The sequence below is a fragment of the Pedobacter immunditicola genome (assembly GCF_037482985.1).
Lineage (GTDB): Bacteria > Bacteroidota > Bacteroidia > Sphingobacteriales > Sphingobacteriaceae > Pedobacter > Pedobacter immunditicola.
Genome location: NZ_JBBHKC010000001.1, coordinates 239514 through 255870, shown reverse-complemented (window position 1 = coordinate 255870; position 16357 = coordinate 239514). Strand labels below are relative to the sequence as shown.

Annotated in this window: 13 protein-coding genes; 7 read left to right on the top strand and 6 right to left on the bottom strand. The window is 41.4% G+C overall.

Annotation, left to right across the window (positions count from 1 at the left end; all coding sequences use genetic code 11):
• Nucleotides 1–337: 337 nt before the first annotated feature.
• On the top strand, nucleotides 338–1444 hold the full coding sequence (locus WG905_RS01065; protein WP_339589833.1) for a DUF4440 domain-containing protein: 1107 nt from the start codon (nucleotides 338–340) through the stop codon (nucleotides 1442–1444).
• Between the two features lie 137 nt (nucleotides 1445–1581).
• On the opposite strand, the gene WG905_RS01060 is transcribed toward WG905_RS01065, so the two are convergent.
• Nucleotides 1582–2040: a hypothetical protein gene (locus WG905_RS01060; RefSeq protein ID WP_339589832.1), complete on the bottom strand. Its 459-nt coding sequence runs from the start codon at nucleotides 2038–2040 to the stop codon at nucleotides 1582–1584.
• A 396-nt stretch (nucleotides 2041–2436) separates the two neighbouring features.
• Between WG905_RS01060 and WG905_RS01055 the strand changes: the two genes are divergently transcribed.
• Both WG905_RS01055 and WG905_RS01050 read left to right on the top strand, forming a co-directional pair.
• Nucleotides 2437–3444 carry a sensor histidine kinase gene (locus WG905_RS01055; RefSeq protein ID WP_339589831.1) on the top strand — a complete coding sequence of 336 codons (1008 nt, stop codon included), beginning with the start codon at nucleotides 2437–2439 and terminating at the stop codon, nucleotides 3442–3444.
• 7 nt (nucleotides 3445–3451) lie between these two features.
• Entirely contained in the window at nucleotides 3452–4162 is a 711-nt protein-coding gene (locus WG905_RS01050) for a LytR/AlgR family response regulator transcription factor (protein ID WP_339589830.1), read from the top strand.
• Between the two features lie 40 nt (nucleotides 4163–4202).
• On the opposite strand, the gene WG905_RS01045 is transcribed toward WG905_RS01050, so the two are convergent.
• Nucleotides 4203–5732 carry a glycoside hydrolase family 43 protein gene (locus WG905_RS01045; protein WP_339589829.1) on the bottom strand — a complete coding sequence of 510 codons (1530 nt, stop codon included), beginning with the start codon at nucleotides 5730–5732 and terminating at the stop codon, nucleotides 4203–4205.
• 89 nt (nucleotides 5733–5821) lie between these two features.
• The gene (locus WG905_RS01040; protein ID WP_339589828.1) at nucleotides 5822–7486 is read right to left on the bottom strand and encodes an FAD-dependent oxidoreductase; all 1665 of its coding nucleotides are present in this window, start codon (nucleotides 7484–7486) and stop codon (nucleotides 5822–5824) included.
• 284 nt (nucleotides 7487–7770) lie between these two features.
• On the opposite strand from WG905_RS01040, the gene WG905_RS01035 reads away from it, so the two are divergent.
• From WG905_RS01035 to WG905_RS01025, 3 genes are all read left to right on the top strand, one after another.
• A complete protein-coding gene (locus tag WG905_RS01035; RefSeq protein ID WP_339589827.1) occupies nucleotides 7771–9876 on the top strand; it encodes a GDSL-type esterase/lipase family protein in 2106 nt (701 codons plus the stop codon).
• A gap of 79 nt (nucleotides 9877–9955) precedes the next feature.
• Nucleotides 9956–10348, top strand: a complete 393-nt coding sequence (locus WG905_RS01030) for a hypothetical protein (RefSeq protein WP_339589826.1) — start codon at nucleotides 9956–9958, stop codon at nucleotides 10346–10348.
• Nucleotides 10349–10351: 3 nt separating this feature from the next.
• Nucleotides 10352–10831, top strand: coding sequence for a hypothetical protein (locus tag WG905_RS01025; RefSeq protein ID WP_339589825.1), 480 nt, complete (start codon nucleotides 10352–10354; stop codon nucleotides 10829–10831).
• A 392-nt stretch (nucleotides 10832–11223) separates the two neighbouring features.
• Here the strand turns inward: WG905_RS01025 and msrA are convergent, their stop codons facing one another.
• From msrA to WG905_RS01010, 3 genes are all read right to left on the bottom strand, one after another.
• On the bottom strand, nucleotides 11224–11715 hold the full coding sequence (gene msrA / locus WG905_RS01020; RefSeq protein ID WP_339589824.1) for a peptide-methionine (S)-S-oxide reductase MsrA: 492 nt from the start codon (nucleotides 11713–11715) through the stop codon (nucleotides 11224–11226).
• A gap of 58 nt (nucleotides 11716–11773) precedes the next feature.
• Nucleotides 11774–12856 (bottom strand): fatty acid desaturase family protein, encoded by a 1083-nt coding sequence (locus WG905_RS01015; protein ID WP_339589823.1) that lies wholly within the window; start codon nucleotides 12854–12856, stop codon nucleotides 11774–11776.
• A 178-nt stretch (nucleotides 12857–13034) separates the two neighbouring features.
• Nucleotides 13035–13751, bottom strand: a complete 717-nt coding sequence (locus WG905_RS01010) for a formylglycine-generating enzyme family protein (protein WP_339589822.1) — start codon at nucleotides 13749–13751, stop codon at nucleotides 13035–13037.
• Nucleotides 13752–13954: 203 nt separating this feature from the next.
• On the opposite strand from WG905_RS01010, the gene WG905_RS01005 reads away from it, so the two are divergent.
• Nucleotides 13955–16357, top strand: a complete 2403-nt coding sequence (locus tag WG905_RS01005; RefSeq protein ID WP_339589821.1) for a TonB-dependent receptor — start codon at nucleotides 13955–13957, stop codon at nucleotides 16355–16357.

The window sequence follows — 16357 nt, the reverse complement described above, 5'->3', positions numbered from 1 at the left end:
CTGGAAAGAAGGTGCCCTGTTCTTGCTTAATGTGTAATGTTGACTTCATAATTAAGATACTTTCTATGAAGTGATTTTTATTAACTGGAATCGTGATACTTATTTTATAAAGCACTCAGGAACAACATTTGCTGCTATAATTTCAACAAATCCAGAAGATTATTGTTAATGAAACATACGACCGCCTATTGAATTAGAAGTCAAATGTCAGTCCCTGTTACTTATTACCCCGATCCTGAACTTACCAATTGCATACTATCCTATAGAATTGCGGAGGAGGCGGAATGTATAGAAGCTTATGACAGCTTCATTACTATAATTAACAAACTATATACCGATGAAAACAACAACACAAAAGTACCTCCTGTTGGTACTGTTGCTTGTAACAGCAATTATAAGCAACGCAACTGCACAAAAGTTGGATAAAGACGCCCTGGCATTCACTAAATCATATCAGGACAATTACAACAAGGGCGATTTAGCTGCCCTGATGGAAATGTATGCCAACGAAATCACCTTGGTGAACAGTGATGGCACAACGGAAAAAGTGCCTAAAAGCTATTTTGAAAAAGATTACATTCGTGATTTTGGGGAGGCCGCCGGCACTTACCTCACCTTAAAAGTAACCAATACAGAAAAACTTAGTGATGGTAAAGTAAAGATAACAGGCTCATTTGATGGTTATGATTTTGACCGGAAATCAAATACAAAACTAAATCCTACTATCGGCACTTTTGAAAATGTGATCATGAAGGATGGCGGAAAATGGAGGTTTACGCAGGTAAAAACTGTCTTTGCCATGGAGCAGGTTTTTAAAGATGTGAGGACCTTTGTTCAAAACTTTCAGGATGCGTACAATAAAGAAGATGCGTCGGCCATTCAGGCACTGTTTACTGCCGATGGAACAAGAATGATGGCCGATGGAAAAACCACGAAAGGCGCTGAAAATATAGCAAACGATTATGCCGAAAACTTTAAAAATGCTAATGCCGCGCTGACCTTGAAATTGTCAAATGTACTGCCTCAGTTTGATAAAAGTATGATTGTCACAGGTACTTATCAAGTATATGGTACTTCTTTAAAAGGCGACAAAGTTTCCCTTAGCGGTAGTTATGACAATAAACTGGTGAACGAAAATGGCCAGTGGAAATTGGCCGAGGTAAAACTGGGTGGTTTAGTAAAAGTTTTTGCCTACACCAAAATAGCCGATTTTGATAAATGGAAAACTAGTTTCGATGCTTTCAGGCGTGTCCGTCGGGATGCGGGCGAACTCACTTTTGAGGTCAGCACCTTGGCAGATGACCCAAATACAGTTTGTGTCATCAGCGAATGGGCAACTGTTGAAAAAGCCAAAGCTTTTTTTGCCCTACCTGAATTGGCGGCACAGGGGAAGAAAGCGGGGCTAACCGATGAGTTGCATATTATGTACCTGAATAAGAAATAAAGTTCATCCGAAATGTAGGCGTGTAATAACACAAACGAGGTTATATCGTAAGATTGATTTTGGTGCTGAACTAATTCAGCATGACAAACCTCTTGATGATACAACCTCGTTTTTAAGGCGCAGAAATTTTGCACCATTTATTTGTGACGAATAACCGCCAGAACCTCACCCTTAGGAAGTTCCCTTGCGCTATATACAAGCATAAGTTCATCATCCCCATGTTTTTTTTGCAATTGCAACAGTTCCTTTACGGCTATGGTCATCTTGAAATCCGAGCCGGTAGCATTAGCAAACACCCATTTCTTCAAGCTATTTCCCTTCTCATCTTTTAGGACGATACTACGGTCTGTACCGACTCCATTATGCGAACAATGTGTATACTTGATGCGCAACTGGTCGTTTTCCTTTGCCTTATCCAGTTGCAGCATTCTTAAACTTAGAGGTTTGTCAACCGTCTGCTTCATGATCAGCGTGTTATTGAGATAGATCTCGTAACTATCCAATCCAAATTTGGTGGTGAAACTAAATGCAGTGAAGCATAGGGTAATCAGCGTAAACACCTTGATAAACGACTGATTTAATTTAGTTTTTTTCATGGGATTATATTTTGTTTTTTAATGTTGGTTAAGCTATCATGACCAATAAATGATGGTTAAAGCTAAGCTTAGCTTAGCTTGTATTCGATCTAGGGTGGATCTACGATCCATACAATCTTACATCTCAAAATTAAGCTATTCAGAAATGAAGCAGAAAAATAGTAGACCAACAACCGGAATAATAGACGTCAGTTTTTTATCATTATATTCATCTACTATTTGTGCCGTTTGTCGATATAATTTCCTGATTTTAATGCTTTTACTTTCTTTTACAGTGATTATTACAATGCGTACTAATAAGACATTTTAATTGATTGAACCATCATCATATACCGGTGAAAAATGGACATTCTGGACAAATCGCTTAGGCTACCGTTTTCAAATCGCAGCGTTTCAGTGAAATACGCCTTAATTCATAGCCTTTATTGGCTGCTGATTACAGGTTTCTTCATTTACGAGAAGAAATACCTCATACAAAAAGCGAGTATGCCTTATTTTGTAGCTTGTGTAACCGTTCGAATTGCGCTGCTCATCGTGATCGCTTACCTTAATCTCCAGTACTATTTACCTCAATACCTTTTGAGAAAAAGATACCTTGCCTATTTTACTGCAGTCATCCTTTCGGTGATGGGGTATCTGACTGTCCAAAGCTTGTTTGACTATTACCTATATGGGTATGTGGTTGGCCCAATGCGTAACAGCGATTTAATGGAATCATTATCCTTTAACTTTTTTAGCACCTTATGGTATCTCGCTCTAATGCTCGCCCTTAAATTGAGCTTAGACTGGTATGAGCAGCAGCTCACCATTCAGCGAATTACGGTAGAAAAACTAAATGCCGAGGTTAATTTTCTTCGTGCCCAGGTAAACCCGCATTTCCTCTTTAATATCTTAAATAACCTGTATGCTCTGACGCTTAAAAAATCGGAGCTTGCACCGGATGTCGTCCTCAAACTTTCGGATATGATGGAATATATGTTGTATGATAGTACCGATGAAAAAGTCTTATTGGAGAAAGAAGTGACCTACCTACATAATTACATCGAACTGGAGCGGCTCCGGTTTAACGGTGAGGCGGCTATTAAATTGAATATTAAGACAGGGCTGAACGGCCATGAAATTGCACCGTTTCTATTGCTGCCTCTTATAGAAAATGCATTTAAACATGGATTGAGCAAACAACCTGGTCACAGTTGGCTGAACGTGGACATTGGGTTGGAAAGATCGACCTTGACGGTCATTATAGAAAATACGAAACCATCCGCAGTGATTGGTATGTATAAAGGTGGAATAGGACTTAGCAATTTACGAAAACGTCTGCAATTGCTCTATCCAGACAGACATCATCTTGAGCTTGAAGATCGAAAAAACACTTTTCTGGCTAAACTAGTAATTGAACTGTAATTAACATATGAAGACGATGCTAAGATTTGTTGTTGTAGACGATGAGCCCCTTGCGCTGGAAGTAATGGACGGCTATATAAAAAGATTAGATGATGTACATTCCATATCCTTGTTTAGCGATGCAAGAGCTGCGCTTCGCCATTTGGAACAGCAGCCGGCCGACTTACTGCTGCTCGACATAGAAATGCCGGAAATGACCGGCATTGAATTCTTAAAACAGCTCTCAGACCCGCCCCTCACTATTTTTACAACCGCCTACCGTAACTATGCCTTTGAAGGATTTGAGCTGGGGGTAATTGATTTTTTATTAAAGCCGATCTCTTTTCTACGATTTTCAGCCGCTATGGAAAAGGCCAGGGACTTCCTTTCCCTCAAGACACAAGAAACTCAGCTTGATCCTGCTGAGCTTGCTCCGGAATTCATCTTTGTAAAAAGCGGCGTAAAAAGGATTAAACTATATTTTGACCAGGTTACACATATCCAGGGTTTAAAAGATTACGCCATCATTCATACGCCACAGGAAAGAATTGTGATCAAGGGCTCTGTAAAGATGGTTCAAGAAATGTTTCCGTCGTCATTATTTGTCAGGGTACATAAATCCTTCCTGGTGTCCAATAAAGAAATTAAGAGAATTGAACGCAACAGGATCATCATCGGTAACTATCAGATACCGATTGGAAGAAATTATCGTGACGAAGTGGAGAAGAAAATTAAATAGGTACGTCATGCTGAATGTAGTTCAGCATCTTATTTTAACCCTAATAATGGGTAAGTCGAAAGGATGAAAATTCCGCATGCGCTCCTTCAGGACCGTTATAATGAAGTCCGATACGCGGACTTCTATCCCATTGCGGAAGAAATACCGCCAATATTTTCTCTTTTGGAACCAGACTTTTCCAATCGCCATTTTCCTGCTTGTAAGCTACCTCACAGCTAAGATCCGCTAACAGGCTGATCTTAAGATCAACCATTTGCCCCGACTTGATTTTGGCAGAAGCAAGATTGCTCTTCATATTGTCCTTTACGATCCATAAAACCACAGAATCACCGGCCACCCCTATCCCCAAAGCTGCATTTGCGTCACCGTAATAAGCTAATCCTTTTAATCCGCTATTGGTGTTAGTTACGGTTACCTTTGCCTCAAATAGATTTGTTGCCGGCCGCACAGCCAGCACAAGGCCTGTCCTGTTATTGGCGTTAATCTTTCCCGAAAGATATAATCTACCGTGGAGCTGTTTAATTCGGGGATCAGCATGACGAAAATCCCATTGCCAGTATTTCTGCAATGATTTCGTATTAAAATCATCCTTGATATCCGTTTTTTGTTCAGGACCGGAGTATTCCGTTAAGGTTGGCCATCCTTCTTTACCCGACCACTTCAATTCTGCCAGCATCCCCTGTCTGCCAACAAAAACATTTGATTTTTTGTTATAGGCGTGGTACAGGTAATAGTTTTTACCATCAGTACCTGCAACAAAGGTACCGTGACCGGCACAATCCCATGCCGCATTTTCCTTAAGAATTGGATTTCCATCAAAATCCACATATGGTCCCTTAAAATTCTTTGATCTTGCCACCCGGACGTTATAACTACACTTCAACCCACAGCAGCCACCTGCTGAATAGAACATATAATAATAGCCACCTTTTTTAAGAAAACTCTGCCCTTCAATACCATTTCCCTGGTTATCCTTTAATAAAGAGAAGACTTCGCCTTCCAGTTGAAGACCATCTGAAGAAAGCTTGCTCCCTAAAATTTCGATAGGCCTGTCATCAAGACCATAAGCCTTATAAGTCATATAAAGCTGTCCATTATCATTGAATACGAATGCATCAATAGCTTCTTTGCCATGCTCAACGATGATTCCCTTGTCCATAAATCCCCGATCTGGGTATGGAGATGTTGCCACCCCGATGCAAGAGATATTGTCGCTTTTTCTTCTGGCGGTATAGTATAAAAAATACGTACCATGATGAAAAAAGTATTCAGGAGCCCAGAAAGAACCCGATGTCCAGGTGGGCGTTTGATCAAATATATAACCTGTCTGCGCCCAATTTAGTAGATCTGTTGAAGCATAAATAGGGAAATGAGGAGCCCATTCTGAAGATGTGCCTGTTGCATAAAATTTACCTTGAGCTTTGATGACTGTAGGATCTGCAAAATCAGCGGAAATTACAGCCCGGCTGTCTTTCTGACCGTAAAGAAGCCCTGCACAAAAAAATTGAAGGAAAAACAAGTTAAATATACATCGCAACGCGATAGGAACAGGTAATTCGTACGGAGTCATTTGGTCAGGTTTTAAATTCGAAAAAGCATTATCGTAATTTATAATGCTTTTTCGAAATAAATCTTAGCTAAAATAATCGTATTGAGGGACTACTTATTTGGGTTAAGCGTTAGCCTTTGTTTCTGTTTTAATAGAAGCTGTTTTAATTGATCGTAATCGACCTGTTGTACGGATACATTGCCATCTATTGCAAGCGCTGCTGCTGTTGCAGCCGACTCTCCCAATATCATAAATACAGGTTCCATTCTTACTGATCCATAAGCGATATGAGATGAGGACAAGCAAATTGGAACAAGCAGGTTTTTGCATTCAGCTTCTTTTGGTACGATGGCATCATAGGAAATCGCGTAAGGCGTCGGTGCCTTTACCCCGATATCACCTTCATTTTGAACAAATCCCTCCGGCGTTACGTAACGCTGGGTATTATGAGAGTCCAGCGCATAGGAGCCCATACCAACGGATTTCGGCACTTCCCTTTTCCCAAGAACCTCGTGTTCAGTCATCACATAGTTGCTAACCATTCTTCTGGCTTCCCTCACATAAATCTGATAAGGCCAGTTCCCATTATCCTTAAATTCATCTTTTGCCAGTCCCCAGGTATTCAGTTGTTCTTGAAATTGCTTGGGTATTCTGGGATCCGTAGACATAAAATACATCAGTCCCTTCTGGTAATTTTCATGATTTTTCACAATCACCCTTCTCTCTTCATAAGAAGCTTCCGGATATTTATAATTCATCCCAATGTAATCTGTGCTGAAGGGGCCATGGTTATTGGTATCCGTTTTGCCATTCGGCAAAGGATCATACTTGTCAAAAAGCTCATTCCAGCCACTGTCAAATACCCTCACCAAGAGTTCATAATCCATCGGGTTATAACGCTCCGGCTTAGGAAAAGCGATTCTGTTAGCCTCCACATTAGTCAGGCACATCCGATAACAATAAGCCTGAAGCTTATGATCACCCTCACCATTTTTAGCAATTGGTTCAGCAGATATGCCAGCAAGTAATCCGCTGTTTTTGTCGCCCGGAATTTTATAGGGATCAACAGGTTTTTTAAAATGGTGACCATGTTGGAACACCAAAGCCTGCACCCCGTTCCATTCCTCAGCATAGGTGCGATTAGCCTCTCTGCCTACATGGTAGCTTACTTTCGATGCAGCCATCAAATCACCTTCATAAGTGGCGTCAATAAACATTTTACCTGAAAACTTTTTCCCGTTCAAGGTGGTGATGCTGATGATTTTACCATCCTTCATAACTACCCCTTTTTCCCTGTCCAGCCACTCGTTTCGAAACACCTTGATATGATGTTCTTTAACGAATTCCTCCATGATCTTCTCTGCCACATGAGGTTCAAAAATCCACATGGTTCTATCTGCACCGTCAATTGCAGGCGTGCCTTGTCCCTGGTTGCCATAAGCTTCTTTCTTTTGCCATTTCCAAGACTGTGAGTCCTGGTAATTCAGGTATACCCTGTGGTAAAACTCACGGGCCAAACCACCAATCACTTCCTTATTTCCTGTATCGGTAAAGCCCAATCCAGAAGAAGACAGGCCCCCCAGGTGTGTATCGGGGGAAACCACAATCACAGATTTACCTAACCTGCTGCTTTGAACTGCAGCAGTTATCGCTGCAGAGGTGCCTCCGTAAATAATCACATCTGCCTGTTCAGGTTTCCTGGCTGCCTGCCCCAGAAAAGAGGTGAAACACATCAGCAGCATTAAAAAGTAAAATTTGTTTCTAAAATTTCTCATGTCATTAGGTCTTTAAGGTATATTGCAGCCCATTTGTCGTTAACGGAGAATACCCATCCACACCAGGGTATAATTTCTAACCGTTAGTAAACAAAATTACTGATTTGAAGTTACCAGATTTAATCGAAACATCTCAATAATTAACCATATCGTAGCAATAAAAAAAATTTATTTCTTTATCTCCTGCTCATTAATGCAAACGCTTGCGCAGAACCTGAAAAAGTAGCCTACACTAACTAAGTGATTAATTATTAAATTAGAAAAAGTTTACGTTAATAAAACTAATGAATTTATTGAAGATGCCTATCAACCTGCAAAAAAATCTTGCACTTATATTCCTTTTGATTGTAATAAATCTTAATGCCTTTGCTGCAACACCTATTAAAGTTGCCTGCATTGGAAATTCAGTGACTTATGGTTCTGGCTTAGAAAACCCTCAACTTGAGTCCTACCCTGCCCAGTTACAAAAGTTGTTAGGCAGCGCTTACCAGGTGGAGAATTTTGGACGAAATGGCGCAACTTTATTGAAAAAGGGCCATAATCCTTATTATAAAACAGCGGAATTTAAGAAAGCATTGGCCTTCGATGCTGATATAGCGATCATACACTTAGGCTTAAACGACACCGACCCGCGGAACTGGCCCAATTTTAAAGATGACTTTGAAGCTGATTATGCCTGGCTGTTAGATACCTTGAGAAAACAAAATCCAGCCATCAAATTATATATTAGTCGTTTAACTCCGATTTTCAGCGAACATCCACGATTTAAATCGGGCACAAGAAACTGGTACTGGCAAATTCAGCAACGCATTTCTGAGATTGCGAAAGCAAATAATGCGCAACTGATTGACTTACATACTGCGCTTTATAATCGCCCTGACTTGTTTCCAGACAATTTGCATCCGCTAAAAGAAGGTGCACAAATTATTGCCAGAACTGTCTATCAAAATTTGAGCGGGAATTACGGTGGTTTACAGTTACATCAGCTATTTGCCGATCATATGGTGCTGCAGCGCAAGCAACCAATTCCAATTTATGGGAAAGCTGACGCCGGGGAACCAATAGAGGTTACTTTTAATAACAAGCACTTAAGTGCAACAACAGACGCCAATGGCCAATGGAAAGTGGTTTTTCCTGCTATGCAACACGGCGGTCCCTATGAACTTCTGGTTAAACAAAAGGATAAACAGATCAGACTTAAAAATATCCTGATTGGTGATGTGTGGTTATGTTCGGGACAATCAAATATGGCTTTTTCTTTAAAAAGTTCAGAAAACGGCATGTCAGCAGCAGCCATTGCGAATAAATATCCTAACCTACGATTGTTGAAACTAAAGGCCTTGCGTGAAACAGATGCCACTGCCTGGGACTCACTCAGTTTGGCTAAAACTAACCAGTTAGCGTACTTTTCAGGAAGTTGGGAAGAATCAAATAAATTATCGGCAGCTGATTTCTCTGCCATTGGCTTTCACTTTGGGAAGCAGATCAATCAAGCAGAAAACATACCCATCGGATTAATTCAACTGGCCGTGGGCGGTTCAACGCTTGAATCATGGCTTGACCGTTCTACGATGGAACATGATGACCGATTGGTAGCTATGCTCAGCAACTGGCGTAAATCTGATTTCATCATGCCCTGGGGTCGGGAAAGGGCAGATTTAAATCTAAAAAACGCTAAAGTTGCCAAACAGCGGCACCCCTACGAACCCACTTACAACTACGAAGCGGGCATCAGGAATTTGGTTGAATCACCCATCAATGGTGTGATCTGGTACCAGGGAGAAAGTAATACGCATCATGTAGAAGCGTATGAACACCTTTTCCCTACCTTGGTTAGCAGCTGGCGTCAAAAATGGGGATATGATTTTCCATTCTATTTTGTACAACTATCGAGTATAGACCGCCCCTCATGGCCATCTTTTAGGTATGCACAATACAAATTGTCAAAGCAGATTCCAAAGAGTGGTATGGCAGTAAGCTTAGATTTAGGCGACTCCCTGGACGTTCATCCAAAAAAGAAGGAGGAAATTGGAAACCGTTTAGCAAAATTGGCTTTGCGTGACACTTATCATCGTTCTGTGGTCGCTACAGGGCCTGAGGCTGTGAAAGCGGAAAAGAAAGGCGAACAAATTGTGATCACTTTTAATGGTGCAAAAAGACTTGATACCGATAATAAAAAGGTTTTACAGGGTTTCAGTTTAGTCAATGTAAAGGGCCAAATCATTCCAGCCAGTGGGGTAATCAGGGACAACAAAGTGCATCTTACTATTCCAACGGCAGAGCAGTTCAAAGCTGTGCTGTACGCCTGGGAACCATTTACGCGAGCTAATCTTGTGAACGAAGCAGGGTTACCGAGTTCAACGTTCAAATTGCCTTTGCAATACAATTAGTGGTCTGGTGAAAATGTGCTGAACAATTCGTGTGAATTGCTCTTAGAATGTTCTATTCAAAATAGCATACATTTGCTTTATGGAAAAAATTGAAATGAAATTGAACAGTGATGAATTCAATGCTATCCTGCAAAATGGCTCATCCATAGAAGATTTCTTAAGGAGTATATTCACTAACCAGGATACGGGATCATCTCGACTGATAGGTGATCAATTGCTCCGATATTACTCCGCCGAGGGCGGGAATCCCCAAATAGAATCCTTTTCTCTGCGTGCCGGGAAATATGATCATGTAACTAAAACAGGGTCTGTTTCCTTTCAATTTAAAGTGAAGTTTTGGTTGAGTTGTTCAAGTTTGGAGCAAGAACAGTCTGGACAAGAAACCATCAAATTCACGGTTAATGCGGATCAAACTTCGATCACCCTGGTGTTTCCTCAGTTCGAAGAAAGAAGTACACATGATGAGTTTTAGCTTATGATTTTACCTTTTTCACTGATCATCAACGGAAAGAAAAATTACTTCATTGCAAAGATTTGGCGTTCCATTCTCGACATAAATCAGAAGACAGATGAAGAATTATTTATTTTTTTTCAGAAACTCAATGAGGAGGATCAAGCTAAGATTGACCAGGTAAAGCCAAAACTTCACACGATAAGAAGAGATCAATCAGACCTTTGGCAGACAGGAATGGACATTGAACCGGTTGCTAACGACGATTCCCCGAGCCAACCGCAATTCGCTCCCACGATAAAATGTTTAGCTATCCAAATGATTAGTATTGAACATCGTCACGAGGGAAAAGTTGTGGTAACAGTAGATGGTAAAATCCTGTCATTTGAGGCATTAGAAACCCTTGCCATAAATGATGGTTTCGATAACCTAGACGATTTTTACACCTATTTTGATTACAACTTTAAGGGCAAACTCATCCACTGGACAGGATTGAAGTATTAATTTGCATTAATGTCAAGAAATTCACTTAAGGATTATCTCGTAAATGACAAATTTGCTCAAGCGCAACTACATCAATTTTATCTTTTGGGCGATTAACAATTTTCTTATTCTCGATCAATCTCAGCCTTATCGAATGTTTGTTCTCTATTTTTCATAAAAACCGGCCTTATACCTATGTCAAAAATACATTAAATGCTTTCATTAACAAGTGGAGGCACATGCACAAAAACCAAATATAAAGCCACTGCTCAAAGCTATTATATTAGCTTTAACAAGAGGTCTTCAGCACCGTTGTTGCTTACCTGAGAGTAGAGGATGCTTTAGCCGTTTAATAAACCCGCATGAAGCGCAAAGGAACATTCAAAGCTGATAGCATCAGCACTTTTATTGCATTAACTCAACTTCCAGTCAGGTCTTTCGAAGTGGCAGGTATAACCGTATGGGTTCTTTTGCAAATAATTCTGGTGTTCCACTTCGGCATTCCAAAAGTCGGCTGCAGGGACAACTTCCGTAACAATTTTGCCCGGCCATACACCAGAAGCTTCCATCTCGGCGATTAAAGTATTCGCCGTTTCCTGTTGGGTTTCATCCAAAAAGAAAATAGCAGAACGATAAGAAGCACCAATATCGTTCCCCTGTCTGTTCCTTGTGGTAGGGTCATGGATCTGGAAGAAATATTCAAGGAGTGCACGATAGGATAAACGTGTGGGATCGAATGTGATCTCTATGGCTTCGGCATGGTTACCATGATTCCGGTAAGTAGCATTTGGGACATCCCCACCTGTGTATCCAACAACCGTTGAAATCACACCTGGATAATGTCGTATCAGTTCTTCTACCCCCCAAAAACAACCGCCTGCAAGAATAGCTTTTTCAGTATTCATATATCTCTCCTTTTTGTTGTGCAAAGGTACTGCGTTGATTCGGAAATGACAAGGGTTTTTAGTATGCCTCCTTGCTGAACTTTTTCAAGATCCTAAAGTGGGAACGCAAGGCTGCTGAAAAAGTCTTATTTTCATTATAAGGGAGGTTGAACTCCATAGCAGTCTGTTTCACGATCCGGGATATCATCCCATAATGAATGTGACAAACCTTTGGAAACAGGTGATGTTCAATCTGCCTGTTTAACCCACCTAAAAAGAAAGCAGCAAGCCTGCTATGCGTTGCAAAATTGGCGGTCGTACGCATCTGGTGTTCTGCCCAGGCCTCCTCGATATTACCCTTTGCATTGGGTGCAGGAAAAGTAGTGCCTTCCACTACATGTGCAAGTTGGAAGACCAGCCCCATCGTCAGACCTTGTGCCATATGCAATGCAATAAAGCCAATTATAAATTGCCACCAGCTGATATCCAGGAGCATCAGCGGCAATATGATGAAAAGAAAGTAATAGAGTGCCTTATTAAAGAAGAGTTTAAAGTACTCCATTTTTGGATGTTTGGATCTGGTAGCCCCTATCTGATCCTGAAAGAATTTTTTAAAATCCTTTCTAAATACCCAGGAGAGCGAAGCCATGCTATAAAGCGGAAAAGCATACCAATGTTGAAAGCGCTGTATTGAAGTTATTTTGTCCTCCTGCGCAATCCTGATTAACCCTGGTGCAATTTCGATGTCTTCATCATGTCCCGGAATATTTGTGTAGGTATGGTGCACAACGTTGTGCGTAATACTCCAGACGTATGGATTTGCACCCAAGAGATTAAAAGTAAAACTGAAAAACTGGTTTACTTTACTATTGCTTGAATATGCTTTATGAATGGCATCGTGACAAACGTTGAAACCTACAAACGCGCTGAACATGCCTAAAAGCACACAAAGCATCAGCATAACCACGGGAGAAAAAATATTTAAGACGATCAGCAGGTAAATTCCCAGAAGCCCTGTCAGGAAAAAGATGGTTTTGGCCCACATTCCTACATTAGCGTGTTTACTTAACTGTTGTTCAGCAAATAAATCATCAACTCTACTGCGGATTGTGGCATAAAAAAGGGATCCCGTACCTGGGCTAAATTTGAGCGGCTGCGACATTGATATTAAGTTTGATCAACTTAAAGCGAACAAACGATGGGCTAATATCAATGCTGAATTAAATATGATGGATGAAAAAGACCGCAATACGCAGCCGTGACGAATATATTACATTAAACGCAAAAAAGAATGAATTGTTTCCTTAATAAACTTTTAATTTTAGGTTCTTTACCTTAAATTAAAAATGTAAGTTTCTTGCAATACGGAATCCAAGGTCATCAATTTTAAACGATGTCGGATGACTCCGTCTGCGGTTAGTCGCCATACAACCCCTGGCTTCATCACACCATCCTCCCCCTCTGAAAATTCTATACGATCCGTAAACAGTTTCATCATAAATGTCTGAACACCACTCCCAAACATTTCCTAACATATCGTAAAGTCCCCAGGCATTAGCAGCCTTCATCCCTACAGGATGCGTCTTTTTTTCTGAATTGTCTTTATACCATGCAATCAAATCTAACTCACCGTACCTGATCCCCATAGTTCCCGCTTTACAAGCATATTCCCATTCTGCTTCTGTTGGAAGTCTATACCCTTCTGCAGTGGTATCAAAAACGATATCACCGCTCGCCGCATCAAAGGTGTAACAAGGCTTTAAGCCTTGTTGATTAGATAATAAATTACAAAAAGTGACCGCATCTTTCCAGGTAACAGTTTCAACCGGAAGTCTACTGCCTTTAAAAGTACTCGGTGCTTCTTTGGTGATATCAAAATATAAATCCTGGGTTACCGGCAATTTGGCAAGTAGAAATGATGGAATTTCAACCGTCCATTTCTCCTTGGTTCTATCGTCTCTCAATTCAATACTTCCACCAGGAATTTCAACCATGACTTCATTCAAGTTTGAAATGCCAGTTGGGTTGGCCACATCATTTGCGTTTGTCCGTTCCATTTATTCTTTCAATTCCATTTTAAAATTCTTCATCAGCCTTAACAAACAAATATATGCCAATGAAAATAACCAGTCAAAGGGGTAAGATGAGTGGAAATAAAGATAAAGTAATCTTTAAGTAATCTTTTTGACGGAAGTTGTTTGGATTCAATCTAAATAAAAATATCTTTGCCGGCAGTTTAATCCTTTACACTAATAACTTTATGCAAGATTCCCCGATCAATACGCATGCTGAACCTCAATCGTCTTTGTTAATTCATCGATATAAATTATTGCTGCTTTTATCCGCTCTGCTTTTGCTGGTCGCACCTATGGTTTCATTCGGACAAAACAGCGACGGGTTGAAAGCTAAATTATTGGGCATGGTCCATGATACAGCAGGTCAGCCACTAAAGTATGCGACTGTTACTATGAACGGTGGTAAAAGCACGACGACCGACAAGCTTGGGAGATTCCTGATTAAGGACCTTTCTGCCGGCGTTTATCGTATCAGCGTCAGTATGGTTGGCTATCAGACTGCTGTCAAAGAGGTAAAACTTATTGCTGATACTGCGCTAGAGGTTTCATTTGTGCTTGAAACTGGAAATGAACTTTCTGAAGTCGTTGTTACTGCCGGCAGAAAACCAGAAAGCCTTAAAGATGTTCCTTCTTCGGTTACTATTCTTACCGCAAGAGACGTTAAGGAGCAGCTGAACATTAATCCTTCCGTCACCGCCATCCTTGGAAATACCGTTCCAGGACTCGGAACTTCCAGTAATAAGGCGACCAATTCCGGACAAACCCTCCGTGGTCGTCAGGTACTGGTGTTGATTGATGGCATTCCTCAGTCTACGCCGCTGATGAACGGAAGCCGGGACATCCGTACACTTGATCCAGCGGTCATTGAACGGGTGGAGGTCATTAAAGGAGCAACTTCCATTTATGGAAATGGATCTGCTGGTGGGATCATTAACTTCATCACTAAAAAACCTACTGCAGATAAAGCGTTTAGTGGCACGACCAGTGTCGGGATAAACGGGAACCTGGTACATCCATCAAACACGGGGGGATACCGGTTTTCGCAAAGCTTTTCGGGGACGATAGCTAAGTTTTCTTATGTGGTCAATGGCACCTTTAACTATACGGGCGTATTAAGGGACGCAAAAGGAAACGTCAATGCCCAGGCCGACGGACTTGGCGAGAATTCACTTTATAATACCTTTGTCAAACTGGCTTACAAACCGGATGAGCATAGCGAGATTACTGCTTCCTATAACTTGTTCAGAAGCGTACAAAATAGCGATTATATCAATGTAACAGGTAAGTACGGCGAAAACCCTTCCATTGGTCAACTAGGCGATGATCCGGGAGAAGCCGCCGGAACACCTTACAACCATAATGCCCTCGTATCCTATCGCAACAATGCGCTGCCATTGTCCAGCTCCCTTGATGTTTCAGCCTATTACAATAGTTTCATTTCTATGAACAGGTATGTGGCGAAGGCTACAGCCTGGTACGGCCCCGGTCAGACGAAAATACAGTCCTTCAAAAAAGGTGTTCGCCTGACATTGAACACCCCATGGAAAATGGGTGATCTTGGCGATGGAGAACTGACTTATGGACTTGACCTGCTCAACGACCGGACCAACCAGGTCCTTACCGATGGCAGGGTGTATATTCCGGACATGGATATGCTCAATCTAGCCCCGTATGCCCAAATAAAGATGGACCTGATGACCAATTTTGTATTGAAAGCCGGAATCCGTTATGAAAATGCGAGCGTTAAAGTGCAGGAATTCAAAACTATTGCCAAAGGTCCGAACGGCGAAGGCAGCATTGCTGTCAACGGCGGAAAGATTCCTTATCATGCCACAACCTTCAACGCGGGTTTGCGATACAATAAGTATGAGATCTTCAATCCTTTTGTGAGTTTTTCTCAAGGGTTTGCGATCAACGAACTGGGCCGTATACTGAGAAGTGCAACCAGCAGTACGCTGGAAAGCATTGCTACAGACCCCATTATCACCAACAATTACGAAGCGGGCTTCAGCAGCAGGCTTGGTATTGTCAATTTAACCGCAGCCTATTATATCAGCACATCTAAGCTTGGTGCTAACCTGGTTGATATTGGAGGGTTTCTTGTACCTCAGCGAGAGCCGGAACGGATACAAGGCTACGAGCTTTCAGCTGATATTTACTTTAGCCCGAAATGGACACTTGGGGGCAGTTACTCCTTTGTGGAAGGTAAAGCCGAACAGGCAAGTGGCACCAAAGTATATATGAACGGTTTGCGAATTGCCCCACCTAAAGCAACTGCTTACCTCGGCTACCGCCCCTTGAGTTCGTTTGATATGAAATTATATTGGGTACATACCGGAAGCCGTGATCGCTTTGATGTTCGTTCAAATGGTTTGTATGCCAATAGCGAGGGTTTCGTGAAACCGGTAAATATTTTTAACCTGTCGGCCGGTTACCGGCTTAATAGCAATTGGTCTGCTGGCCTTGGCGTAGAAAACCTATTGAATGAATCTTATTACCCAGTGGCAAGCCAGTACCGGGCTATCGATGCAGAGTATGTACGTGGCAACGGTGCGACCATGAACCTTAATGTTTCTTACAATTTCTAA